The following is a 23,363-nucleotide window of genomic DNA, read 5'->3' on the forward strand; positions in this document are numbered from 1 at the left end:
TACCAGGCCCGCCTCCAGGCCCGCTTCGGCCGCTCCTGGCGCCGCAAGGCCCCCGTCGAGTCACTGATGCCGCTGCGCCTCGCCCGCTTCGGCGTCCCCCTCGCCGAGACCGCCCCCGCGGGCCTCGCGGCCGCCGGCATCGAGCCCGCGCTGCTTCCGCCCGCGCCGGTGCCGGTGGCGGCGGAGTCGCAGCAGCCGAAGCTGGTGAGGCCGCCCGCGCCGCAGCTGGAGTCGGAGCGGCAGCCGCAGGTTCAGCAGGAGCAGGCCGAGCAGGAGCAGCAGCCGGAGCCGGAGCCCGCGGGGGCGCATGTGAGCCCGTGGTTCGCGGCTCAGCAGCCGTCGTACGTTCCCGAGGAGCCGCACGACCAGTGGTACGCGGACCAGCAGGCGTACGCGGAGCAGCAGGCGTACGTCGAGCAGCAGGAGTATCTGGAGCAGCAGCAGGCGTACTTCGACGAGCGGGGCGGGGCGGCGGTCGCTCCCGCCGAGCCGGAGTTCCAGGTGCCCGCGGGACCCGGCCGTACCCGCCCGCTCGGCGGTCAGCACCTGATTCCCGGGCCGCGCGAGGAGCAGGGCGCCGAGGGCGAGGCCCGCGAGGACGGGCCGGAGGAGCTGGGGCCGCTGCCCGAGGCTTCCGGTCTGCCGGACGACGTCTCGCGCGACGACGCGTACTTCGCGGCGTTCCGCAAGTACGTGAGCGAGATCGGGGACTATCCCAACGCCCGGCAGTTCGGCCTGTACCTGATGGACCTGTACGGCGTCACGGGCCAGGCGGGCGGCCCTCCTGCGGAGAGCACGCTGCGGCCCTACCTGCGGGACTTCCGCGGGCGCTACCAGGAGGACCTGGACTCCGAGTACAGCGCTTGACGTGGGCTTGGCGGGGGCTTGGCGGGCTCAACCCCTGGCGCGGGCCCGGCTCTTGCTGGTCTCGCCCCAGACTGCGAGGGCGGCGCCGACGATGAACAGGGCGAGGTATCCGGGGGTGGGGATGTCCCACCACTTGTGGAAGAGGCCCCACGGGTTGTCCCCGAAGGTGCGTCCGGCGGCGCCGAGCGCGCCCTGGATCCCGACGACCCATCCGACGATGGCGATGATTTCCTTCATACGTCCACGGTGTCTGGCCCCTGGGCCTTGTTCGTCCTGCCCGAGAGTGATCCCCCGGTAGTCCAAACGATGCAGCGGGGCCCAGTAGTGACTGGGCCCCGCCCCCACCCCCGTACCGCCAAAGCGGCCGGCGTTACGCGCCGAGCAGCTTGCGTACCCGCTCCGCGCCCACGGCGAGCAACAGCGTGGGGAGGCGCGGGCCCGTCTCCCGGGTGACCAGGAGGCGGTACAGGAGGGCGAAGAAGGACCGCTGCGCGACCTTGATCTCCGGCGGCAGTTCCTTCGCCGTCGCGTCCGCCGAGAACCCGGCCTGGACCTTCGGAACGCCGTACACCAGGTGCGTGAGCCCGTCGAGGGACCAGTGCGTGTCGAGACCCTCCAGGAGCAGCCGCAACGACTCACGCCCCTCGTCGTCCAGGGACGAGAGCAGCTCCGTGTCCGGCTCCGCGCGCACGATCGTGCGCGCGTCGGCCGGCACCTGGGTCGTGATCCAGTTCACCGCACGGTCGAGCCGCGGCCGCGCCTCGTCCAGGGACGAGATCGGGTCCGAGGGGTCCAGGTCCCGCAGGATGCGCAGGGTCTGGTCCTCGGCGCCCGCCGTGACGTCCGCGACGGACGCGAGCGTCCGGTACGGAAGGGGACGCGGGGTCCGGGGCAGCTCACCCGCGGCGGTCCGCACCGCACGCGAGTGCGCGGCGGCGTCGGCGGGCAGCACGGAGCCGTCCGCGACCTTCGCGTCCAGCTTGTCCCACTCGTCGTAGAGCCGCTGGATCTCCTGGTCGAAGGCGATCTTGAAGGACTGGTTCGGCTTGCGGCGCGCGTACAGCCAGCGAAGGAGCGGCGCCTCCATGATCTTCAGCGCGTCGGCCGGGGTCGGCACGCCGCCCTTGGAGGACGACATCTTCGCCATCCCGGAGATGCCGACGAACGCGTACATCGGGCCGATCGGCTGCACGCCGTCGAAGATCTCGCGCACGATCTGCCCGCCGACCACGAAGGACGACCCCGGAGACGAGTGGTCCACGCCGCTCGGCTCGAAGATGACGCCCTCGTACGCCCAGCGCATGGGCCAGTCGACCTTCCAGACCAGCTTGCCGCGGTTGAACTCGCTCAGCAGCACCGTCTCGCTGTGCCCGCAGTCCGCGCACACGTACGAGAGCTCGGTGCTCTCGTCGTCGTACGACGTGACCGTGGTCAGGTCCTTCTCGCACGCGCCGCAGTACGGCTTGTACGGGAAGTAACCGCTGGAGCCACCGCTGCCGTCGTCCTCGCTCGCGGCACCCGACCCCTCGGCGGCCTCGAGCTCGGCCTCGTCGACCGGCTTCTGCGACTGCTTCTTGCCGGGCGCCTTCTTCGTGCGGTACTGGTCGAGGATCGCGTCGATGTCACCGCGGTGCTTCATCGCGTGCAGGATCTGCTCGCGGTAGACGCCCGAGGTGTACTGCTCGGTCTGGCTGATCCCGTCGTACTCCACGCCGAGCTCGTCCAGCGCCTCGGTCATGGCCGCCTTGAAGTGCTCGGCCCAGTTCGCGTACGCGGAACCGGCCGGGGCGGGCACGGAGGTGAGGGGCTTGCCGATGTGCTGGGCCCAGGACTCGTCGATGCCGGGGACGCCGGCCGGGACCTTGCGGTACCGGTCGTAGTCGTCCCAGGAGATCAGGTGCCTGACCTCGTGCCCGCGCCGCCGGATCTCGTCCGCGACCAGGTGCGGGGTCATGACCTCGCGGAGGTTGCCCAGGTGGATGGGGCCCGAGGGGGAGAGCCCGGAGGCGACGACGACCGGTTTGCCCGGGGCACGACGCTCCGACTCGGCGATGACCTCGTCCGCGTAGCGGGAGACCCAGTCGGTGGTATCGGTGCTCTGAGCCACGATCGGCACGCCTTTCTGCTTCAACTCTTCTTCTACGTGAGTACCGCTTGTCGGAGTCATTCTCCCAGGTCGACCCGCAACAGCGAAAACCGCTTTTCACCCCGTGGGATACTCGAATTTCTAGACCTCCAGCAACCAGGCACCCGAGCAGAACGGCACCCATTCATGGCCTCGGTCACGTCCCTCACCGCCTCCGTCCACCAGCGCCTCGCGGACGCCCTCTCGGCTGCCCTGCCGGAGGCCGGCGCCGCCGACCCGCTGCTGCGACGAAGCGACCGGGCCGACTACCAGGCCAACGGAATCCTGGCCCTCGCCAAGAAGGCGAAGGCGAACCCGCGCGAGCTCGCGACGAAGGTCGTGGACGCCCTCCCGGCGGACGACGACACGATCAAGGACGTCGAGGTCTCGGGCCCCGGCTTCCTGAACGTGACGGTCACCGACAAGGCGATCACCGAGAACCTCGCCGCGCGCGCCGCCGACGGCGAGCGGCTCGGCGTGCCGTACGCCGAGCAGGCGGGCACGACGGTCGTCGACTGGGCCCAGCCGAACGTGGCCAAGGAGATGCACGTCGGCCACCTGCGGAACTCGGTCATCGGCAACTCCGTCGTCAAGATCCTGGAGTTCACCGGCGAGAAGGTGGTCAGCCGCCACCACATCGGTGACTGGGGAACCCAGTTCGGCATGCTCGTGCAGTATCTGATCGAGCACCCGGACGCGCTGGGCCACCAGGCCGCCGACGGCTCCGAGCAGGCGGGCGAGGAGGCCATGTCCGGCCTCAACCGCGTCTACAAGGAGTCGAAGGTGCTCTTCGACTCCGACGAGGACTTCAAGACGCGGGCCCGGCGCCGGGTCGTGGACCTCCAGGCGGGCGACCCCGAGACCCTCGCGATCTGGCAGCGGTTCGTGGACGAGTCGAAGGTGTACTTCTACTCGGTGTTCAACAAGCTGGACGTGGAGATCGCCGACGAGGACATCGTCGGTGAGTCGGGCTACAACGACATGCTGGCGGAGACCTGCCGCATGCTGGAGGAGTCCGGCGTCGCGGTCCGGTCGAACGGCGCGCTGTGTGTCTTCTTCGACGACGTGAAGGGCCCGGACGGCAACCCGTCCCCGCTGATCGTCCAGAAGTCCGACGGCGGCTTCGGGTACGCGGCCACCGACCTCTCGGCGATCCGCGACCGCGTCTTCAACCTCAAGGCCGACACCCTCCTGTACGTGGTGGACGCGCGGCAGTCCCTGCACTTCAAGATGGTCTTCGAGACGGCGCGCAGGGCGGGCTGGCTGACGGAGGACGTCAAGGCGGTGCAGCTCGGCTTCGGCACGGTCCTCGGCAAGGACGGCAAGCCGTTCAAGACGCGTGAGGGCGAGACCGTACGCCTCATCGACCTGCTCGACGAGGCGATCGACCGGGCGTCGGCCATCGTCCGTGAGAAGGCCCAGGACCTCTCCGAGGAGGAGATCGCCGAGCGCGGCGCCCAGGTGGGCATCGGCGCGGTGAAGTACGCGGACCTGTCGACGTCGGCGGTGCGCGACTACAAGTTCGACCTGGACCAGATGGTGTCGCTGAACGGCGACACCAGCGTCTACCTCCAGTACGCGTACGCCCGTATCCAGTCGATCCTGCGCAAGGCGGGCGACGTACGGCCGAAGGCACACCCGGAGCTCGAACTGACCGCGGCCGAGCGGGCGTTGGGCCTGCACGCCGACCAGTTCGCGGAGACGGTCGCCGAGGTCGCCGGGGAGTACGCACCGCACAAGCTGGCCGCGTACCTCTACCAGTTGGCGTCGTTCTACACGACGTTCTACGACAAGTGCCCGGTCCTGAAGGCGGACACCCCGGCGCAGGTCGAGAACCGTCTGTTCCTGTGCGACATCACGGCCCGCACCCTGCACCAGGGCATGGCGCTCCTCGGCATCAGGACGCCCGAGCGCCTCTGATCACACGGCGTCCGCGAGCGCGGCGCCCAGCCTCCGCAGTCCCTCGGCGATCTCGTCGGGGGACTGCGTCACGAAGCACATCCGCAGGGTGGTCCGATCAGGTTCGCCCGCGAAGAACGGCGCCCCCGGCACGTACGCCACGTCGTGCTTGACGACCTCGGGGAGCAAGGCGGCGGTGTCGTATCCGTCGGGCAGCTTGGCCCAGACGAACATGCCGCCCTCCGGCCGGAGCCAGCTCGACCCCTCGGGCAGCGCGTCCCCGAGCCCCGCGAGCATCGCGTCCCGGTGGACCCGGTACTCCCCCGCGACGTGTGCGACGTGCGCGTCGAGGTCGTTGTCCGCCAGGTACCGCGCCGCGGCGAGCTGGTTGACGGTCGGCGTGTGCAGGTCGGCGGCCTGTTTGGCGATGGCGCAGGCCCGCAGCAGCGCGGCGGGGCCGCGCAGCCAGCCGAGGCGCAGGCCGGGCGCCATGACCTTGGAGAAGCTGCCGAGCAGGATGGTGCGGTCCTCGGCGCCGGGGTACGAGGCGATCCACGGCACGCGCTCGCCCTCGAAGCGCAGCTCCCCGTACGGGTCGTCCTCGACGATCCACAGTCCGCGGCGGGCGGCGACGGCGGCGATCGCGGCGCGGCGCCCGGCGGGCATGGTGCGGCCGGTGGGGTTCTGGAAGGTGGGGACGGTGTAGAGCAGCTTGGGCCGGTGGAGGGCGACGAGCTCGTCGAGGGCGTCCGGGTCGATCCCGGCCTCGTCGCACGGCACGGGCACGATGTGCGCGCCCGCGAAGCCGAAGGCCTGAAGCGCCGCCAGATAGCAGGGGCTTTCGACGAGGATGACCTCGCCGGGCTCGATGAGGGCCGTGGCGAGCAGCGAGAGCGCCTGCTGCGAACCGGTGGTGACGACGATGTCGTCGGCGTCGGTCGCGAGCCCGCGCACGGAGAAGCGTGCGGCGATGGCGGACCGCAGGGCGGGCTCGCCCTCGGTCGTGGCGTACTGGAGCGCACGCTCGGGCTGCTCGGTGAGCACGGCGTGGAACGCGGCGGCGATGCCGGCCTTGTCGAAGAGGCCGGGGGCGGGGAGCCCGCCCGCGAAGTTGATGACCTCGGGCCGCGCCGTCACGGCCAGGATGTCCCGTACCGGAGAGCCACCGACGGAGGCGACACGTGCCGCGAACTCCGGTACAAGGGCCGGGCTTTGGGTCCGTTCCTCGTCCTGGCCGGTGGGGACGTGGGCGTCGGTGACGGTCATCTGCGGCTCCTTTGTTTTCCGGCAGCGTAAGCACCTGCGTGGCGTTTACAAGCACCATTCCGGGATGCGGACGCCATCCCCACTGCTCGGGTCGGCGCGTCTAGGCAGGCGGGTCCGGCACGTCGTCGTTGTCGCGATTCGTCTTCGTCCACTTCTTGCTGTTGAGCGAGAACCCGTAGACGGGACGGCCCTTGTCGCCGCTCGTGGCGAACGGCTTGCCCGTGTCGTCGATGCGCACCGTGCCGCGCCGCGAGCCGCTCGACCACTCCAGCTCCAAGTACCAGCGTACGTAACGGGTGTTGGCGGTCGCGTTGATGAAGAACGCCTCGGGGTCGCTGGCGCTCACCTTGTAGGGGAAGCCGCTCTCCCCTTCCAGCGGGGTCGGGCGCGGCACCGAGGCGTCCAGGTTGACGGCGAAGGAGTGCTTGGACACGTTGCCCCCGCAGCCGACGCCGAGGTACCCCATCTTGTAGTTGGTCCAGGCGAGCGGTGCGCTCGTCCCTGCGACGCGGACGTTCAGGGACTCCAGGACGACGGTTTCCTTGCCCTTGCCCTGCACGGTCAGCTTCACGGTCTGATCCCGCGCGGAGACCGCGCCGTTCGCGGCCACCCAGCCGGCGGCGTCCTGCTCGTTGGGGGGTGGGGAGAGGGTGGCGGGGTCCTTGTCGACGAGGTAGGGGTGACCGCAGGGCTCCGCCCAGTACTGGGGCTGGGTGGAGACGGTCACCGGAACACCGCCCCGGGCGGCATCGGTGCCGCCGCCCTTGGCGCCGTCTCCGGTGCCGGGGGCCCCGGTCGCGCTCCCGTCGCCCTTGCTCCCCTCGTCCTTCGGTCCGCCGGAGCCCTTCGGCTCCTTGCCCGGCTTGCCCTTCCCGGACTCTTTCCCCGAGGGCGACGCCGACCCGCTGCCGTCCGGACCCGGCTCACGCTCGCCGTGCGGGGCCGGTGTGTCGACGGAGGCGCGGTCACGGTCACCGCCGCCGGACGCGGCCTGTACGGCGACGGCAGTGGCGCCGAGCGCCAGAACGACACCCGCGGCGACGAGAACCCGCGCCCGGGGCAGCCGCCTCCCCTCGCCCCTGCCTTCGCCCCTCCCCTCGCTCCTGCCACCGGCGGGGGCGGGGCCGATGACGATGCCGGGGGGCTCGTCGCCTGCTTCGGCGGGGGCGCCTGCCTCGGCCGGGTCCGCGAGAGCCGGGTCCGCGGGGGCCGGGTCCGCGGCAGCCGGGTCGGCCGGGTCCGCGGCCACCGGCTGAGCGGGCGCCGCAGCCGAGGGGGATGCCCCCGGAAGGGACTCCTTGCGGTCGCCCCTCGACGCGTCGGCCAGGATCCACCGCCGGTGAAGCTCGACCATCTCCTCCCGCGAGGCCTTGCAGACCCGGGCGAACCGCTCCAGCGGAGCGAACTCCGTCGGCACGGCCGAACCGCTCACATACCGGTGCAGCGTCGACGTCGACACATGCAACCGCTTGGCCAGCGCCCCGTAACTGAGCCCCGACCGCTCCTTCAACTCCCGCAGCAACTCCGCGAGATCGCCCGCCCCCACGCTCTCTCCATCCCATCCATCCGTTCCAGGGAACGGAGTTTCCGCAGATCACAGCCGTACGAACGTCCCGGCGTCCCCCAACTGCCGTTCCACGCTGTCCAACGGGACAGAACCCCGCACAAGCTCTGGGCCATACAAGCACGCCGCGACCGGGAGCCCCTCGGCGCGGCTCACGTCTCCCGCATCACACCGAAAGAGATCAGCCATGCGACTCAGCACCAAGGCAGCCGCCGTTTCCGCGGCCCTCACCGCCGCTCTCTCGCTCACCGCGCTCGGCGGCGCCGCCTCGGCCGCCACCCCCGCCGCCAAGTCGGCGCCGGTCACCTGCACCGCGGCCACCACGAAGGTCACCGTGCAGCAGGTCGACCGACCCATCAACCACCTGCTCCTGAAGGCCAAGAACACGGGCACGAAGACCTGTTACGCGTACGGCGCGCCGTTCCTCCGCTTCGACGAGGGCCAGGCCGCCACTCCGTGGCTCGACGCGAGCAAGCCCCAGGCGGTCGTCACCCTCGAGCCGGGCCAGTCGGCGTACGCGGCCATCGGCACGTCGTCACCCGAGGGCTCGGAGGGCTCCCAGGCCCACAAGCTGGACGTCCACTTCTCCAACCGCGCGATGAACGGCAGCGTGGGCGGCCCGGCGGCGGCGAAGCTTCCGGAGGGAGGTGTCTACGTGGACAGCTCGGCGTTCGTCACGTACTGGCAGACGTCGGCGTCGGACGCCCTGATGTGGTGACCGGCGCGCCCGGTCCGAGGGCCCCCTCACCAACCTCCGGGTAAGTACGCACAAAAAAGTCGGTACTTGTCCGCTTCTCCGTGTGCGGGAAGGATCGGAGGCGTTCCCACCAGACGCCTCCGATCGGAGTCCCACAGCCATGCCCGGACAGCCCACTCAGCCCGTACAGCCCGCCCAGGCCCCCGTGACCGTCCTCGGCCTCGGCCTGATGGGCACCGCGCTCGCCTCCGCGCTCCTCAAGGCGGGCCACCCCACCACCGTCTGGAACCGCACCACCGCCAAGACGGGCCCCCTGGCCGCCCAGGGCGCGACCCCGGCGGACACCGCGAGAGACGCCGTCACCGCGAGCCCGCTGACCATCGTCTGCCTCACCACCAACGACAACGTCCGCGCCCTCCTCACCCCCGAGGCGGACGCCCTCGCGGGACGCACGGTCGTGAACCTCACCAACGGAACACCCTCCCAGGCACGGGAGTTGAACGCATGGGCGGCGGATCACGGCATCACGTACATCGACGGCGGCATCATGGCCGTGCCCCAGATGATCGCGACGCCCGCCGCGTACATCCTCTACAGCGGCACCGACGAAGCCGCCTTCGAGACGCACCGCCCGACCCTGGAAGCCCTCGCGGACACCAAGTGGGTCGGCAAGGACCCCGGCCTGGCCGCCCTGTACGACCTCTCCCTGCTCACCGGCATGTACGGGATGATTGCGGGCGTCGCTCAGGCGTACGCGCTGATCGGCAGCGAAGGCATCGCCGCCCGCGACTTCGCGCCGCTGCTCGAGGACTTCGTCGCCGCGATGACGCACGGGATCGTGCCGGAGACCGCCGAGGCCGTCGACACCGACCAGCACCTCACCGACGTGTCCAACCTCGCCATGAACCGCGCGGCGTTCACCAACTTCCTCCAGGCGTACGCCCAGCAGGGCCTGCGAACCGACCTCTTCGAGCCCTTCCAGGGCCTCCTGGACCGCGCGGTCGAGGAGGGCCACGGCGTCGACGGCCTCACCCGCCTGGTGACCCTGATCAAGCAGGACTGAGGCAAGCAGGGTTGGGGCAGGCAGAGCTAAGGCACGAGGACGACCTTGCCCGTGGTCTCCCGCCGCTCCATGGCCGCGTGTGCCCGAGCCGCGTCCGCGAGCGGGAACGGATGCACCGAGGGCACCAACTCCCCCTTGGCGGCGGCCTCCAGGGCCCGCCGCTCGTGCTCGGGGCCGTCCTCGGGACGCTCGATCAGCCGCATCAGCGCGTTGGTGACGGTGATGCCCCGCTGCTCCACGACACCCGCGTCCGGCTCGAACGGTTCCTGCGAGGACCAGCCGATGACCACGTAGCGCCCGCCCCTGCCGATGAGCCCGAACGCGGCGGCGGACTTCTCGCCGCCCACCCCATCGAGCACGACGCTCACCTCACGTCCGTCGAGGCGCTCGCGCACGAGGTCCGCCCAGCCGGGCTCGTTGTAGTCGACGGCGAGGTCGGCACCCAGTTCCCAGACGGCCTCGACCTTCTCGGCCCCACCCGCGGCGCCGATCACCACCGCCCCCACGGACAGCGCGTACTGCACCACGAGCCGACCGACGCCACCGGCGGCGGACGTCACCAACACCACGTCGTCCGCGGCGAGTTGTGCGACATCCAGCAGCCCCATGGCCGTCGACCCCGTCATCACCATGGTGACGGCGGCCTCGAACCCGAGCCCGTCCGGCACCTCGTGCAGCTGCGCGAGTTCGGCCACCACCAGTTCGGCGTACCCGCCGGGAGCGCTGCGCGGCGTCACGACGGACCGCCCCAGCCAGGCGGGGTCCACGCCGGGGCCCACCGCGTCCACGACCCCGGCCGCCTCCCCGCCGAAGACGGCGGGGAGTTCGGGCAGCGGCGGCGCCATGTCACTGGCATCGCCGCGCCGCATGACGGTCTCGACGAAGTGAACTCCCGCCGCGCGTACGGCGATCCGCACCTGACCCGGCCCCGCGACGGGGTCGGGCAGGGTCTCGTACGTCAGGTTCTCGGCGGGCCCGAACTCATGCAGGACAACGGCGCGCATACGTCCTCCTCAGAACGTCGACGGCCCGTGGTTCGGAACGTCGATGCACACCACCCTGCAACCTCAATCAAGCTTGAGGTCAAACCCGGGAGGTGCGAGCCCGGCAATGCGAGCCGCCCTCAGAGCTGCCGCGCCACCTCGGTGGCCCAGTACGTGAGGATCATGTTGGCGCCCGCACGCTTGATCCCCGTCAGGGATTCCATGATCGCCCGGTCCCGGTCGATCCAGCCGCGCTCGGCCGCGGCCTCGATCATCGAGTACTCACCGGAGATCTGGTACGCGGCGACCGGCACCTCCACCGCGTCGGCGACCTTCGCCAGGACGTCGAGGTAGGGCCCCGCGGGCTTCACCATCACCATGTCGGCGCCCTCTTCGAGGTCGAGCGCCAGCTCGCGCAGGGACTCGCGGGTATTGGCCGGGTCCTGCTGGTAGGTCTTGCGGTCGCCCTTGAGCGACGAACCGACGGCCTCGCGGAAGGGTCCGTAGAACGCCGACGAGTACTTGACGGTGTAGGCGAGGATGGAGACGTCCTCGTGGCCGACCTGGTCCAACGCGTCGCGGATGACGCCGACCTGACCGTCCATCATTCCGCTCGGCCCCACGACGTGGGCGCCCGCGTCGGCCTGGACCTGCGCCATCTCCGCGTATCGCTCAAGCGTGGCGTCGTTGTCGATGCGGCCCTCGGCGTCCAGGACACCGCAGTGGCCGTGGTCGGTGAACTCGTCGAGGCACAGGTCGGACATGACGATGAGGTCGTCGCCGACCTCGGCGCGCACGTCGCGCAGGGCGACCTGGAGGATGCCGTCCGGGTCGGTGCCGACGGTCCCGGCGCCGTCCTTCTTCCCGTCCTCGGGCACCCCGAAGAGCATGATCCCGGAGACCCCGGCCTCCACCGCCTCGACGGCGGCCTTCTTCAGGCTGTCGCGGGTGTGCTGCACGACGCCGGGCATCGCACCGATCTCCACGGGGGCGCTGATCCCCTCGCGCACGAACGCGGGAAGGATCAGGTCGGCCGGGTGCAGCCGCGTCTCCGCGACCATGCGCCGCATGGCGGGAGTGGTCCGCAGCCGGCGGGGCCGGGCCCCGGGGAACGATCCGTACTTGGTCACTGTCTCTCTCACCTCACGAAAAGATTCCGGCCCCGGCTGAAGGATCTCAGCCGGGGCCAGGGATATGTACGGCCCTGAAGGGTCAGGGTGCCGCACGCCTCCTGCGGGAACCGGGGCGCCGCTCGCTCGGCCGGGTCACCGGGTCCCCCGCCTCCAGGGCGGCGAGCCTGCGCCGCGTGCCGAACTCGGCGAGGGCCTCGGCCAGCTTGTGCACGGACGGCTCCGGAGCCATCACGTCGACCCGGAGCCCGTGCTCCTCCGCGGTCTTGGCGGTGGCGGGGCCGATGCACGCGATGACGGTCACGTTGTGCGGCTTGCCGGCGATGCCGACGAGGTTGCGCACGGTCGAGGAGGACGTGAAGAGCACGGCGTCGAAGCCGCCGCCCTTGATCGCCTCACGCGTGTCCGCCGGGGGCGGCGACGCGCGCACCGTCCGGTAGGCGGTGACGTCGTCGACCTCCCACCCGAGATCGATGAGACCGGCGACCAGCGTCTCCGTGGCGATGTCGGCGCGCGGCAGGAAGACACGGTCGATCGGGTCGAAGACCGGGTCGTACGGCGGCCAGTCCTCCAGGAGACCCGCGGCCGACTGCTCGCCGCTGGGCACCAGGTCGGGCTTCACGCCGAAGGCGACCAGCGCCGCGGCCGTCTGCTCGCCGACCGCCGCGACCTTGATCCCGGCGAAGGCGCGCGCGTCGAGCCCGTACTCCTCGAACTTCTCGCGCACCGCCTTGACCGCGTTGACCGAGGTGAAGGCGATCCACTCGTAGCGGCCCGTGACCAGGCCCTTGACCGCGCGCTCCATCTGCTGGGGCGTACGGGGCGGCTCCACGGCGATGGTCGGCACCTCGTGCGGCACCGCTCCGTAGGACCGCAGCTGGTCGGAGAGCGAGGCCGCCTGCTCCTTGGTGCGCGGGACGAGCACGCGCCACCCGAAGAGCGGCTTCGACTCGAACCACGACAGCTGGTCGCGCTGGGCGGCGGCGGACCGCTCACCGACGACGGCTATGACGGGCTGGCCCCCGTCGGGCGAGGGCAGCACCTTCGCCTGCTTGAGGACCTGGGCGATGGTGCCCAGGGTCGCCTGCCAGGTGCGCTGGCGCGTCGTCGTGCCGGCGACGGTCACCGTCATCGGGGTGTCCGGCTTGCGGCCGGACGAGACGAGTTCACCGGCGGCCGATGCCACGGAGTCCAGGGAGGTCGACACGACGAGGGTCCCGTCGGATGCGCCCACCTCGCTCCAGCAGCGGTCGGACGCGGTGCGCGCGTCGACGAAACGTACGTCCGTGCCCTGCGCGTCGCGCAGCGGAACACCCGCGTAGGCGGGTACACCGACCGCCGCCGCGATGCCGGGCACGACCTCGAAGGCGATGCCCTCGGCGGCGCAGGCAAGCATCTCCTCGGCCGCGTAGGTGTCGAGGCCGACGTCGCCGCTGACGGCACGCACGACCCGCTTGCCGCCCCTCGCTGCCTCCATGACAAGATTGGTGGCGGCTCGCAAAGACGACGCTTCCGCGATCGCTGACGCGTCGTCAACTGCCCCTGGCTGAGGTGTGTCCACACCTCCCCTGGCATGCGCGCGAACGACGTCGAGCACATCCGGCTCGGCGATCAGTACGTCCGCTCGGGCCAGCGCCTCTACGGCGCGTAGCGTAAGTAGTCCCGGATCTCCGGGTCCGGCACCCAGGAAGGTGACGTGCCCGTGTGCGGGAAGGCCGGGAAGGTTCGAGGTGGGGCTCAAAGTGCTCGCTCCCCCATCAGACCGGCCGCGCCCTTGGCAAGCATCTCGGCAGCGAGTTCGCGGCCGAGCGCCATGGCTTGGTCATGCGTCTCGGGCACGGGACCGGTGGTGGACAGCTGCACCAGCGTCGAGCCGTCGGTTGCCCCGACGACGCCGCGCAGGCGCATTTCCTTGACAATCTGCCCGTCGGCCAGAAGGTCGGCCAACGCACCCACAGGTGCGCTGCAGCCGGCCTCCAGGGCGGCGAGCAGGGATCGCTCGGCGGTCACGGCGGCCCGGGTGTACGGGTCGTCGAGCTCGGCGAGCGCGGCGGTCAGTGACGCGTCGGACGCGGCACATTCGATCGCCAGTGCCCCCTGGCCGGGGGCGGGCAGAACTGTGTCGACCGACAGGAAGTCGGTCACCTCGTCGATCCTGCCGACGCGGCGGAGCCCGGCGGCGGCGAGCACGACGGCGTCGAGCTCCCCCTTGTGCACGAACCCGATGCGGGTGTCGATGTTGCCGCGGATCGGCACGGTCTCTATGGCGAGTCCGTGGTTGCGGGCGTAGGCGTTGAGCTGCGCCATGCGGCGGGGCGAACCGGTTCCGATGCGCGCGCCGTTCGGCAGCTCCTCGAAGGTCATCCCGTCGCGTGCGATGAGTACGTCGCGGGGGTCCTCGCGCAGCGGGACCGCGGCCAGGGCCAGGTCGGCCGGCTGCGCCGTCGGCAGGTCCTTCAGCGAGTGGACGGCGAAGTCGACCTCGCCGCCGAGCAGCGCGTCACGCAGGGCGGTCACGAAGACGCCGGTGCCGCCGATCTGTGCCAGGTGCTCACGGGACGTGTCGCCGTACGTCGTGATCTCCACGAGCTCCACGCTTCGGCCCGTCAACCGGCTCACTGTGTCGGCCACTTGCCCCGACTGGGCCATGGCCAGCTTGCTGCGCCGTGTCCCGAGCCTCAATGCCCTCTCGGTCATGCCCGGCCTCGATTCGGATCTGTTTGCGTTGCGTTCTGGTCGGTGGATTCGGCGACCTTGTCGGCCCTGCTGACGGCGGCGACCGTCTGCGGGTCGAGGTCGAACAGGGTGCGCAGCGCGTCCGCGTACCCGGCGCCGCCGGGCTCGCTCGCCAGCTGCTTGACGCGCACGGTGGGCGCGTGGAGCAGCTTGTCGACGACGCGGCGGACGGTCTGGGTGATCTCCGCGCGCTCCTTCTCGGGAAGCCCGGGGAGCCGTCCTTCGAGCCGCGCGATCTCGTTCGCGACGACGTCGGCGGCCATGGTGCGCAGGGCGACCACCGTCGGCGTGATGTGCGCGGCACGCTGCGCGGCGCCGAAGGCGGCGACCTCGTCGGAGACGATCGCGCGGACCTGCTCCACGTCGTCGGCCATGGGGGCGTCGGCGGAGGCCTCGGCGAGCGACTCGATGTCGACGAGGCGTACGCCGTCGATGCGGTGCACGGCGCCGTCGATGTCGCGGGGCATGGCCAGGTCGAGCAGGGCGAGCAGGACGTTGCCGGTCTCGACGAGCGAGGGGCGGCGGCGGTGCTCGGGGATGCGTCCGCCCGCGGTCACGGCCGCGGCGAGGGCGCTGATGGTGTCGGCCTCGCTCTGCGGGTCGTCGCGGCGCTCGGCGGGCGCGTTGTCCACCCAGGCGGCGTGCTGCTCGAGCGTGGCGGCGTCCATCCCGGCGACGGCTTCCTCGCCCATGACGGAGAACCCGACCCCGCGGCCCACGGTCCCGTCACCGGACAGCCCGAGCGGGCAGGCCTCGTCGGAGGCGGTGTCGGCGGCGTGCGAGGCGGACGGAGCGGACGAGCCGGCGGCGGGCGTCCGCGAAGCGCCCACGGTGACGGGCGCCGCGACGGGTGCGCCGGTGCGGTCGGCCACGCCCGCGGCGACGGCCTCGGCGGTCAGGACGAGACCGGTGGCGCCGGTGCAGGAGACCGCGACATCGGCACGTGTCAGTTCGGCCGCCACCTGGTCCATCGGCACGGCGCGCGCGACGGTGCCCGTGCCGCCCTCCGCGAGGATCTCCGCCAAGCGGTGCGCCCGGTCCAGGGTGCGGTTGGCGACGACGACCTCGTGGACCCCGGCGCGCGCGAGCGTCGCCGCGGCCAGCGAGGACATGGATCCGGCGCCGATGACCAGGGCGCGCTTGCCCTTGGCCCACGTCTCGACCGGCTCGCGCCCGGCGAGCTGTTCGAGGCCGAAGGTCACGAGCGACTGCCCGGCCCGGTCGATGCCGGTCTCCGAGTGCGCGCGCTTGCCGACCCGCAGGGCCTGCTGGAAGAGGTCGTTGAGGAGGCGGCCCGCGGTGTGCAGCTCCTGGGAGCGCGCGAGGGCGTCCTTGATCTGGCCGAGGATCTGCCCCTCGCCGACGACCATCGAGTCCAGGCCGCAGGCCACCGAGAACAGGTGGTGGACGGCTCGGTCCTCGTAGTGGACGTAGAGATAGGGGGTGAGCTCCTCCAGACCCACGCCGCTGTGCTGCGCGAGCAGGGTCGAGAGCTCGGCGACGCCCGCGTGGAACTTGTCCACGTCGGCGTACAGCTCGATGCGGTTGCAGGTGGCGAGCACGGCCGCTTCGGCGGCGGGCTCGGCGGCGAGCGTGTCCTGCAGGAGCTTGGCCTGCGCGTCCGCGTTGAGCGCGGCCCGCTCCAGGACGCTGACCGGAGCGCTGCGGTGACTCAGCCCCACGACGAGGAGACTCATGCCGGCATCACGGCGGGGACGTCCCCGTCGGGTCCTTTGCGCTGCTGCTTGGCGGCGGCGGGCGCCGCGGCGCCGTCGGCCGCCGCTTCCTCGCCGGCCTTGCGCTGCTCGTGGAAGGCGAGGATCTGCAGCTCGATGGAGAGGTCCACCTTGCGTACGTCGACACCCTCGGGCACGGAGAGCACGGTGGGCGCGAAGTTCAGGATCGAGGTCACACCGGCGGCGACGAGCCGCTCGCAGACCTGCTGGGCGGCGCCCGCCGGGGTGGAGATGACGCCGATGGAGACGCCGTTGTCGCTGATGATCTTTTCGAGGTCGTCCGTGTGCTGGACCGGCATGCCCGCGACGGGCGTGCCCGCCATGGCCGGGTCGGCGTCGATCAGTGCGGCGACACGGAAGCCGCGCGAGGCGAATCCGCCGTAATTGGCAAGGGCCGCGCCGAGGTTACCGATGCCGACGATCACGACGGGCCAGTCCTGGGTCAGGCCGAGCTCGCGTGAGATCTGGTAGACGAGGTACTCGACGTCGTAGCCGACGCCGCGCGTCCCGTAGGAACCGAGGTAGGAGAAGTCCTTGCGCAGCTTCGCGGAGTTGACCCCCGCGGCGGCCGCGAGCTCCTCGGAGGAGACCGTGGGCACCGAGCGCTCCGACAGAGCGGTGAGGGCTCGGAGGTACAGCGGAAGCCTGGCGACGGTGGCCTCGGGAATCCCTCGGCTGCGGGTCGCCGGTCGGTGAGTTCGGCCAGTTGCCACGGTGCTCCTGCGGGTAGAGCGGGGCTGCAGGCGGTCACACGTCCCCAGACCGCCCCGTCGAATGCAGGCTATGTCTTTGTGAACGCGTGCACAAAGATGGTGTCCGATTTGCCCGGCCAACGTGACCGGGGTCACGCGCCCTCCCGTCACCCGCCGCCACCCTGCTCGACGGGCGTGGCCGCCCGGCCCGGTTGTCTCGGAGCGCACTCTGCGGGAACCGGCACACATGAGGCCGCGGTGCTCAATTGATGGGGGCAAAACCGCACACTCTCCTCACGATCATCGCCCCCGAGACCAAACCGCCCACGATCCTAAGGGACCATTCGGACCGTTTGTACTCGTCGGTCAGTGACGATTCGGACTACGGAGCGAGCTCGCGGCGCAGGCGATCTTCGTTCACACGCCAGAAGGTGTGCTGCTCACCATCGACCAGGACCACCGGGATCTGTTCCCAGTAAGCCTTGTTGAGCTCTTCGTCCCGGGTGATGTCCTTCTTCTCCCATACGACTCCCAGCTCGCCGCAGACCTTCTCGACCACCAGCTGTGCTTCATCGCACAGATGACAGCCGGGCCTTCCGATCAGGGTGACCGTCCGGTCCTGCGGCTTCTTCTTCTCCGTACGGCGAAAAATCGGGCTCATGACACCATTCTCGCCCCGCCGACGCGCCGCGCGGGCCGCCTCTTTAACGGTGCGGTCGCGCAGAGTTCACAGCACCGCATCCTGCCGACTCCGGAAGGACCGAACGAACTAGCTATGCTCACGACATGGCCGCTCTCGGATGGCTCACCCCCCGTAGGCGCTCCGCCACCGCGCGGAGCGTGCTGGCAGGCGAGGCCTCGGCTGAGGCAGCGCGCAAGACCTCCCAGGAGCTGGAGGCCCTCGACGATCTCGTCGCGGCGGTCTCGCCGGAGGAACCCGAGGAGCCGGAGTTCCCGGTCTTCGGCGACGACAAGGCCGCTGCCTTCTTCGACCTCGACAACACCGTCATGCAGGGCGCCGCGATCTTCTACTTCGGCCGCGGCCTGTACAAGCGGAAGTTCTTCGAGCGCCAGGAGCTGGCCCGATTCGCCTGGCAGCAGGCGTGGTTCAGGCTCGCCGGCGTCGAGGACCCCGAGCACATGCAGGACGCCCGCGACAGCGCCCTGTCCATCGTCAAGGGCCACCGCGTCGCCGAGCTGATGTCCATCGGCGAGGAGATCTACGACGAGTACATGGCCGAGCGCATCTGGCCCGGCACCCGCGCCCTGGCCCAGGCGCACCTGGACGCGGGCCAGAAGGTCTGGCTGGTCACGGCCGCCCCGGTGGAGACGGCGACGATCATCGCCCGCCGCCTCGGCCTGACCGGCGCGCTCGGCACGGTCGCCGAGTCCGTGGACGGTGTCTATACGGGAAAGCTCGTCGGCGAGCCCCTGCACGGCCCCGCGAAGGCCGAGGCGGTGCGCGCGCTCGCGTCGGCCGAGGGCCTGCACCTGGCCCGCTGTGCGGCGTACAGCGATTCGCACAACGACATCCCGATGCTCTCGCTCGTCGGGCATCCGTACGCGATCAATCCCGACGCCAAGCTGCGCAAGCACGCGCGTGAGCGGGACTGGCGCCTGCGGGACTACCGCACCGGCCGCAAGGCCGCCAAGGTCGGCATCCCGGCCGCCGCGGGAGTCGGCGCCATCGCAGGTGGGACGGCAGCGGCCATCGCCCTGCACCGCCGCCGCCACTGAACATTCTCTCGGTCATACCCCGCCCGGGCTCCCGCCAGTCACGCCGGTAGCACTCGGCCACAACACGCCCCACGCTTAGACGGAATGTGACCTATTTCGATCAACAAGCGCTCACTGTGCGCTACTTGAACGGGCATAGACCGGTAACAGAAGCGACGTAATCGGTGATTTGAGCAACTGGGTGTAGTGCCGCCTGTACGAAGCGTTATTCTCCTCAGACGCATTACGGACCCCACACGTCGCTACGACGGGTGAACGGTTCCGCACTGCACGTGATGGAAGCTCTGCCTCTGGGAGTCCCGTGTACCCACACGTCGGGGTTGACGCCTCGGGCCTGGCTACGCTGCGCGCAACGGTCGCCGACCGCTTGCGCGGCTTCGTCCCCACCGCGTACGCCGGCCCCGCCGTCCCCGCATTTGCCGTCCCCACACCCGCCGGGCCCGTCTATGCCCTGGCGGACAGCGGCGCGGCGGTCAGCAGACGGGCTCGTTCCGCCTCTGCCGCCACCTCAACCCCCACCCCCCGCCGTCCCGCCGCGGACAGCGACAGCGCCCGCATGATGGACCTCGTCGAACGCGCCCAGGCGGGCGAGTCCGACGCCTTCGGCCGTCTCTACGACCAGTACAGCGACACGGTCTACCGCTACATCTACTACCGCGTCGGCGGCAAGGCGACCGCCGAGGATCTCACCAGCGAGACCTTTCTGCGCGCCCTGCGCCGCATCAGCACGTTCACCTGGCAGGGCCGTGACTTCGGCGCCTGGCTCGTCACCATCGCTCGCAACCTGGTCGCCGACCACTTCAAATCGAGCCGTTTCCGCCTCGAAGTGACCACAGGCGAAATGCTCGACGCCAATGAGGTCGAGCGCAGCCCCGAGGACTCCGTCCTGGAGTCCCTCTCCAACGCCGCACTGCTGGACGCCGTGCGCCGCCTCAATCCCCAGCAGCAGGAGTGCGTCACCCTGCGCTTCCTGCAGGGCCTCTCGGTCGCCGAGACGGCTCGGGTGATGGGCAAGAACGAGGGCGCGATCAAGACCCTCCAGTACCGCGCCGTCCGCACGCTGGCCCGGCTGCTGCCCGACGACGTGCGCTAGCGCCGCGCGCCGCCCATAGCCGTCCGCGGCCCTCTGTAACCATGCGGAGCGCCCAACTCACGCTCCGTGGCGGCCAGATGGCCGTCACGGAATTAGGGCGGTCCGATCATCCTCCGTCCGTAACCCAAGTGCCGCGACGCTCGTTGTGCGGGATGCAGGCTCCCTGTGGTCGCCCCCTGACTACCTCCGCTCACTCTTTCGTGTGGAAGTGCTCAGGTCGGGCAACCCTCAGGACCCCCTGGGGAGTCGACCGTCATGACGAGAGGAGGTGCCGCCAGTGATCGCGAACGTATCGGCACACCGGCGGGCGAACGCCTTCGCCCAGGCCCTGGAGGAGCAATCCGACCAGGGCCCGGCGGCCGAGCAGTCCGAAGGTTCCGTCACACCCGATTCCGGGCCGTCCGAAGCGACGGCCCCGGACAGGATGCTGACCCTGGCGACCGGCCTCGGCGAGCTGCCGAAGCCGGAGCTGGATCCCGAGGTCAAAGTGGTCCAGCGGGCCCAGCTCGTAGCTGCCATGGAGGCCATGCTCCTTGAGGGCACGGCCGCGGGCGGTGGGACCATCGGCACCTCGGTGCCCGAACAGCGGTCCCGCAAGGGTGCCCACCGGGCCACGGGACTGCGCAAACTGAAGCCGCGTTCCCGGCTGTCGCAAGGCATCGCCGCGGGCGGGCTCACCGTCGGCGTGGCCGCCGGCGCGTTCAGCGGGGTGGCCGCGGCCAGCTCCGACGCACTGCCCGGCGATTCGCTCTACGGCTTGAAGCGCGGCATGGAGGACCTCAAGCTCGGCATGGCCGACGGCGACAGCGACAAGGGTGGGGTCTATCTCGACCACGCCTCGACGCGGTTGAACGAAGCCCGTCGGCTGATGGAGCGTGGCCGCTCCGGCGACCTCGACCACGAGTCCCTCGGCGAAATCAGGCGGGCTCTCTCGGGCATGCGGCACGACGCCACGGAGGGCCACCGCCTGCTGCACCAGGCGTACGAGCGGGATGGCTCGCTCGGCCACATCCAGACCCTGTCCGCCTTCACCGAGTCGCACCGCAGGAGTTGGAGCGACCTGCAGAGCAGGCTGCCCGTCCAGCTCGGTGACGTGGGCGATCAGGTCAGCTCGGTGTTCGACGCGATGGACCAGGAAGTGGACCCCCTCCGCTCCCTCCTCCCCCGCACCCCGGACAAGAGCGACACCCCCGGGCAGCCGAGCCAGGGCGACTCCTCGGGCTCCTCGGCCCCGGACAGTCCCTCGGCCCCGGATTCCTCCCCGCGGGACGGATCGAGCGCCGACAAGCGCGAACCCCGCCCCTCGGCGCCCGACAAGAGCGAGGACGACGGCCTACTGGGCGGCAACACGGGGGGCCTCCTGGACCCCCCGGAGTCCGACACCACCCCGAGCAGCCCGTCGAACGGCGATTCCTCCGGCAAGGAGACCCCGACACCGAAGCCGGACGTCACGGTGCCGCCCATCCTCCCCGGCTTGCTGCCGGGCCTTGGGATCGACGAAGAGGACGTGCGGTAGCGCACGGCTCACCGGACGGGCCGAACTCCTTCATGGGGTTCGGCCCGTTCTCATGGGGTTCGGCCCGTTCCGTGTTCGAGGGCATCCCCCTCGCCGGGTCAGAAGAAGACGGACCGCCGCTGCACCAGCAGCTTGTAGAGCGTGTGCTGGATCTGCTCCCGGACCTGATCGGTCAGGTTGAACATCAGCATCGGGTCCTCGGCGGCCTCCGGCGGATATCCGTCCGTCGGGATCGGCTCCCCGAACTGGATCGTCCACTTCGTCGGCAGCGGCAACGCCCCCAGCGGCCCCAGCCACGGGAACGTCGGCGTGATCGGGAAGTAGGGGAAACCGAGCACCCGCGCCAGCGTCTTCGCGTTGCCGATCATCGGGTAGATCTCCTCCGCGCCCACGATCGAGCAGGGAACGATCGGGGTCCCGGCCCGCAGCGCGGTGGACACGAACCCGCCCCGCCCGAAGCGCTGCAGCTTGTAACGCTCGCTGAACGGCTTTCCGATGCCCTTGAAGCCCTCCGGCATCACCCCGACCAACTCACCCCGCTCGAGCAGCCGCTCGGCGTCCTCGGCGCACGCCAGCGTGTGGCCCGCCTTGCGCGCCAGTTCGTTGACCACCGGCAGCATGAAGACCAGATCCGCCGCGAGCAGCCGTAGATGCCGTCCCTCGGGGTGGTTGTCGTGCACGGCGACCTGCATCATCAGGCCGTCGAGCGGCAGCGTCCCCGAGTGGTTGGACACGATCAGCGCCCCGCCCTCCGACGGGATGTTCTCGATGCCCTTCACCTCGACGCGGAAATACTTCTCGTACAGCGGCCGCACCAGGGACATCAGAACCTGGTCGGTGAGCTCCTCGTCGTAACCGAAGTCGTCGACCTCGTACTCGCCCGTGAGCCGCCGGCGCAGGAACGCGAGGCCACCCGCGATGCGCCGCTCAAGGCCACCGCTCCCGCCCCGCGGCTCCGGCTCGGCGCCTGCTGCGGCGCCGGGCGCCTCCTGTCGCGGGGGCTCCGGCTCGGCCGGCTCCCCCTGCGGCTCTCCGTCCTGCCGGCCGGGCATGGCCGTGACCTCGCGCACGGCTGCCGGATCGTTCTTGCGCCGGACCGTGGCCCTGCGCCGGGGCGGGCGCTGCGCACCCGCGCGCGACCGGTCGTCGTCGAACGGAATGACCTTGGCGTCCGCCATCGTTGACGCTCTCCTCAGTTGGCGCTCTGGTTGCCCGCGAGGGGCAGCGTGGCGATCCGGTCGATGACCCCCGCTACGGCCTGCGGCGGCATCAGACCCGGACCCCGACTGCGTACAAAGTCCGCGAAGGTCTCCGCGGTCGTGTACTTGGGGTTGAAGCCCAGTGTCTCGCGCATCTGCCGGGTGGCGACGACCCGGCCGTGCGTGAGCAGCCTGATCTGCTCGGGCGAGAAGTCGGTGGCGCCCAGTGTGCGCAGCGCCTGGCCGACCCAGGTGATCGCGGGCATGAACACCGGCAGCGTCGGACGCCCCAGGCGCCGCGAGCACTGCGAGAGCAGCAGCAGGCCGTCTCCCGCGATGTTGAACGTGCCGCTGTTGAGCGTCCCGCGCTCCGGCTCGCGCGCGCCGAGGCGCAGGACCTCGACGGCGTCGTCCTCGTGCACGAACTGCAGCCGCGGGTCGTAGCCGAAGACGGTCGGCAGGACCGGCAGCGAGAAGTACTCGGCGAGCGGGGAGTCCGCGGCGGGCCCCAGGATGTTCGCGAACCGCAGCACGCAGACCGCGACGTCCGGCCGCCGGCGCGCGAATCCGCGTACGTACCCCTCGACCTCGACGGTGTCCTTGGCGAAGCCGCCGCTCGGCAGCGACTTCGGCGGAGTCGTCTCGGTGAAGACCGCGGGGTCGCGTGGCGCGGAACCGTACACATTGGTGCTCGACTTCACCACGAGCCGCTTGACCGTCGGCGACTTCTGGCAGGCGCCGAGCAGCTGCATGGTGCCGATGACGTTCGTTTCCTTGAGCGAGCCGCGGTTGCCGCCGGCCAGCGCGGTGCCCGTGACGTCCATGTGCACGACGGTGTCGACGGAGAACTCGGCGAGCACCTTGGCGATCGCGGGCTGCCGTATGTCGGCCTGGACGAAGTCGGCGCCGCCCAGATGGTGCTCGGGAGGGACCGCGTCCACGGCGACCACCCGGTCGACCTCAGGGTCCCGGAGCACGCGTCGGACGAACCGCCCGCCCAGTTGACGGGCCACCCCGGTCACGAGCACGACCTTGCCCAAGATCAGCGCCTGCCTTCCCC

General features: G+C 70.8%; 19 protein-coding genes and 1 pseudogene. 7 read left to right on the forward strand and 13 right to left on the reverse strand.

Translation table 11 applies throughout. The annotated features are described in order from the left end of the window. A pseudogene (locus tag ACWD02_RS41780) lies at window positions 1-867 on the forward strand (DUF2637 domain-containing protein); the annotation flags it as partial. 27 nt (window positions 868-894) lie between these two features. Here the strand turns inward: ACWD02_RS41780 and ACWD02_RS41785 are convergent. Both ACWD02_RS41785 and lysS read right to left on the reverse strand, forming a co-directional pair. Then, the gene (locus tag ACWD02_RS41785) at window positions 895-1,104 is read right to left on the reverse strand and encodes a hypothetical protein (protein WP_451221842.1); all 210 of its coding nucleotides are present in this window, start codon (window positions 1,102-1,104) and stop codon (window positions 895-897) included. Window positions 1,105-1,237: 133 nt separating this feature from the next. Further along, entirely contained in the window at window positions 1,238-2,983 is a 1,746-nt protein-coding gene (gene lysS, locus ACWD02_RS41790; RefSeq protein WP_451221845.1) for a lysine--tRNA ligase, read from the reverse strand. Between the two features lie 156 nt (window positions 2,984-3,139). Between lysS and argS the strand changes: the two genes are divergently transcribed. Continuing rightward, window positions 3,140-4,912: an arginine--tRNA ligase gene (gene argS, locus ACWD02_RS41795; protein WP_451221848.1), complete on the forward strand. Its 1,773-nt coding sequence runs from the start codon at window positions 3,140-3,142 to the stop codon at window positions 4,910-4,912. Here the strand turns inward: argS and ACWD02_RS41800 are convergent, their stop codons facing one another. After that, window positions 4,913-6,157: an aminotransferase-like domain-containing protein gene (locus ACWD02_RS41800; protein WP_451221851.1), complete on the reverse strand. Its 1,245-nt coding sequence runs from the start codon at window positions 6,155-6,157 to the stop codon at window positions 4,913-4,915. 100 nt (window positions 6,158-6,257) lie between these two features. Beyond that, window positions 6,258-7,703, reverse strand: a complete 1,446-nt coding sequence (locus ACWD02_RS41805) for a helix-turn-helix domain-containing protein (RefSeq protein ID WP_451221854.1) — start codon at window positions 7,701-7,703, stop codon at window positions 6,258-6,260. Window positions 7,704-7,908: 205 nt separating this feature from the next. On the opposite strand from ACWD02_RS41805, the gene ACWD02_RS41810 reads away from it, so the two are divergent. Next, complete coding sequence (locus ACWD02_RS41810) at window positions 7,909-8,439, forward strand: DUF4232 domain-containing protein (protein ID WP_451221857.1); 531 nt, start codon at window positions 7,909-7,911, stop codon at window positions 8,437-8,439. A gap of 139 nt (window positions 8,440-8,578) precedes the next feature. Beyond that, window positions 8,579-9,481, forward strand: a complete 903-nt coding sequence (locus tag ACWD02_RS41815) for an NAD(P)-dependent oxidoreductase (RefSeq protein ID WP_451221885.1) — start codon at window positions 8,579-8,581, stop codon at window positions 9,479-9,481. 26 nt (window positions 9,482-9,507) lie between these two features. On the opposite strand, the gene ACWD02_RS41820 is transcribed toward ACWD02_RS41815, so the two are convergent. From ACWD02_RS41820 to ACWD02_RS41850, 7 genes are all read right to left on the reverse strand, one after another. Beyond that, on the reverse strand, window positions 9,508-10,485 hold the full coding sequence (locus ACWD02_RS41820; protein ID WP_451221888.1) for a zinc-binding dehydrogenase: 978 nt from the start codon (window positions 10,483-10,485) through the stop codon (window positions 9,508-9,510). Between the two features lie 119 nt (window positions 10,486-10,604). Beyond that, complete coding sequence (gene hemB, locus ACWD02_RS41825; protein WP_451221891.1) at window positions 10,605-11,594, reverse strand: porphobilinogen synthase; 990 nt, start codon at window positions 11,592-11,594, stop codon at window positions 10,605-10,607. An 82-nt stretch (window positions 11,595-11,676) separates the two neighbouring features. After that, window positions 11,677-13,335, reverse strand: a complete 1,659-nt coding sequence (locus ACWD02_RS41830; RefSeq protein ID WP_451221894.1) for a uroporphyrinogen-III synthase — start codon at window positions 13,333-13,335, stop codon at window positions 11,677-11,679. After that, window positions 13,332-14,291: a hydroxymethylbilane synthase gene (hemC, locus tag ACWD02_RS41835; RefSeq protein ID WP_451221897.1), complete on the reverse strand. Its 960-nt coding sequence runs from the start codon at window positions 14,289-14,291 to the stop codon at window positions 13,332-13,334. Before hemC ends, ACWD02_RS41830 begins: the two co-directional genes overlap by 4 nt. Continuing rightward, on the reverse strand, window positions 14,288-16,027 hold the full coding sequence (locus ACWD02_RS41840) for a glutamyl-tRNA reductase (protein ID WP_451221900.1): 1,740 nt from the start codon (window positions 16,025-16,027) through the stop codon (window positions 14,288-14,290). The genes hemC and ACWD02_RS41840 overlap by 4 nt, the downstream gene beginning before the upstream one ends. Further along, complete coding sequence (locus ACWD02_RS41845; protein ID WP_451221903.1) at window positions 16,024-16,779, reverse strand: redox-sensing transcriptional repressor Rex; 756 nt, start codon at window positions 16,777-16,779, stop codon at window positions 16,024-16,026. The genes ACWD02_RS41840 and ACWD02_RS41845 overlap by 4 nt, the downstream gene beginning before the upstream one ends. A gap of 361 nt (window positions 16,780-17,140) precedes the next feature. Continuing rightward, window positions 17,141-17,419, reverse strand: coding sequence for a glutaredoxin family protein (locus ACWD02_RS41850; RefSeq protein WP_451221906.1), 279 nt, complete (start codon window positions 17,417-17,419; stop codon window positions 17,141-17,143). Between the two features lie 125 nt (window positions 17,420-17,544). Between ACWD02_RS41850 and ACWD02_RS41855 the strand changes: the two genes are divergently transcribed. From ACWD02_RS41855 to ACWD02_RS41865, 3 genes are all read left to right on the forward strand, one after another. Continuing rightward, window positions 17,545-18,495, forward strand: coding sequence for an HAD family hydrolase (locus ACWD02_RS41855; RefSeq protein ID WP_451221909.1), 951 nt, complete (start codon window positions 17,545-17,547; stop codon window positions 18,493-18,495). Window positions 18,496-18,796: 301 nt separating this feature from the next. Continuing rightward, window positions 18,797-19,588 carry an ECF subfamily RNA polymerase sigma factor, BldN family gene (locus tag ACWD02_RS41860; RefSeq protein WP_160506459.1) on the forward strand — a complete coding sequence of 264 codons (792 nt, stop codon included), beginning with the start codon at window positions 18,797-18,799 and terminating at the stop codon, window positions 19,586-19,588. A 277-nt stretch (window positions 19,589-19,865) separates the two neighbouring features. Next, window positions 19,866-21,104, forward strand: coding sequence for a DUF5667 domain-containing protein (locus ACWD02_RS41865; RefSeq protein WP_451221912.1), 1,239 nt, complete (start codon window positions 19,866-19,868; stop codon window positions 21,102-21,104). 98 nt (window positions 21,105-21,202) lie between these two features. Here the strand turns inward: ACWD02_RS41865 and ACWD02_RS41870 are convergent, their stop codons facing one another. Together ACWD02_RS41870 and ACWD02_RS41875 are read right to left on the reverse strand one after the other, a co-directional pair. Beyond that, complete coding sequence (locus tag ACWD02_RS41870; RefSeq protein WP_451221915.1) at window positions 21,203-22,282, reverse strand: lysophospholipid acyltransferase family protein; 1,080 nt, start codon at window positions 22,280-22,282, stop codon at window positions 21,203-21,205. A 14-nt stretch (window positions 22,283-22,296) separates the two neighbouring features. Then, entirely contained in the window at window positions 22,297-23,343 is a 1,047-nt protein-coding gene (locus tag ACWD02_RS41875; protein WP_451221918.1) for an NAD-dependent epimerase/dehydratase family protein, read from the reverse strand. Between the last annotated feature and the right edge of the window lie 20 nt (window positions 23,344-23,363).

This window comes from Streptomyces sp. NPDC002853 (assembly GCF_053591915.1).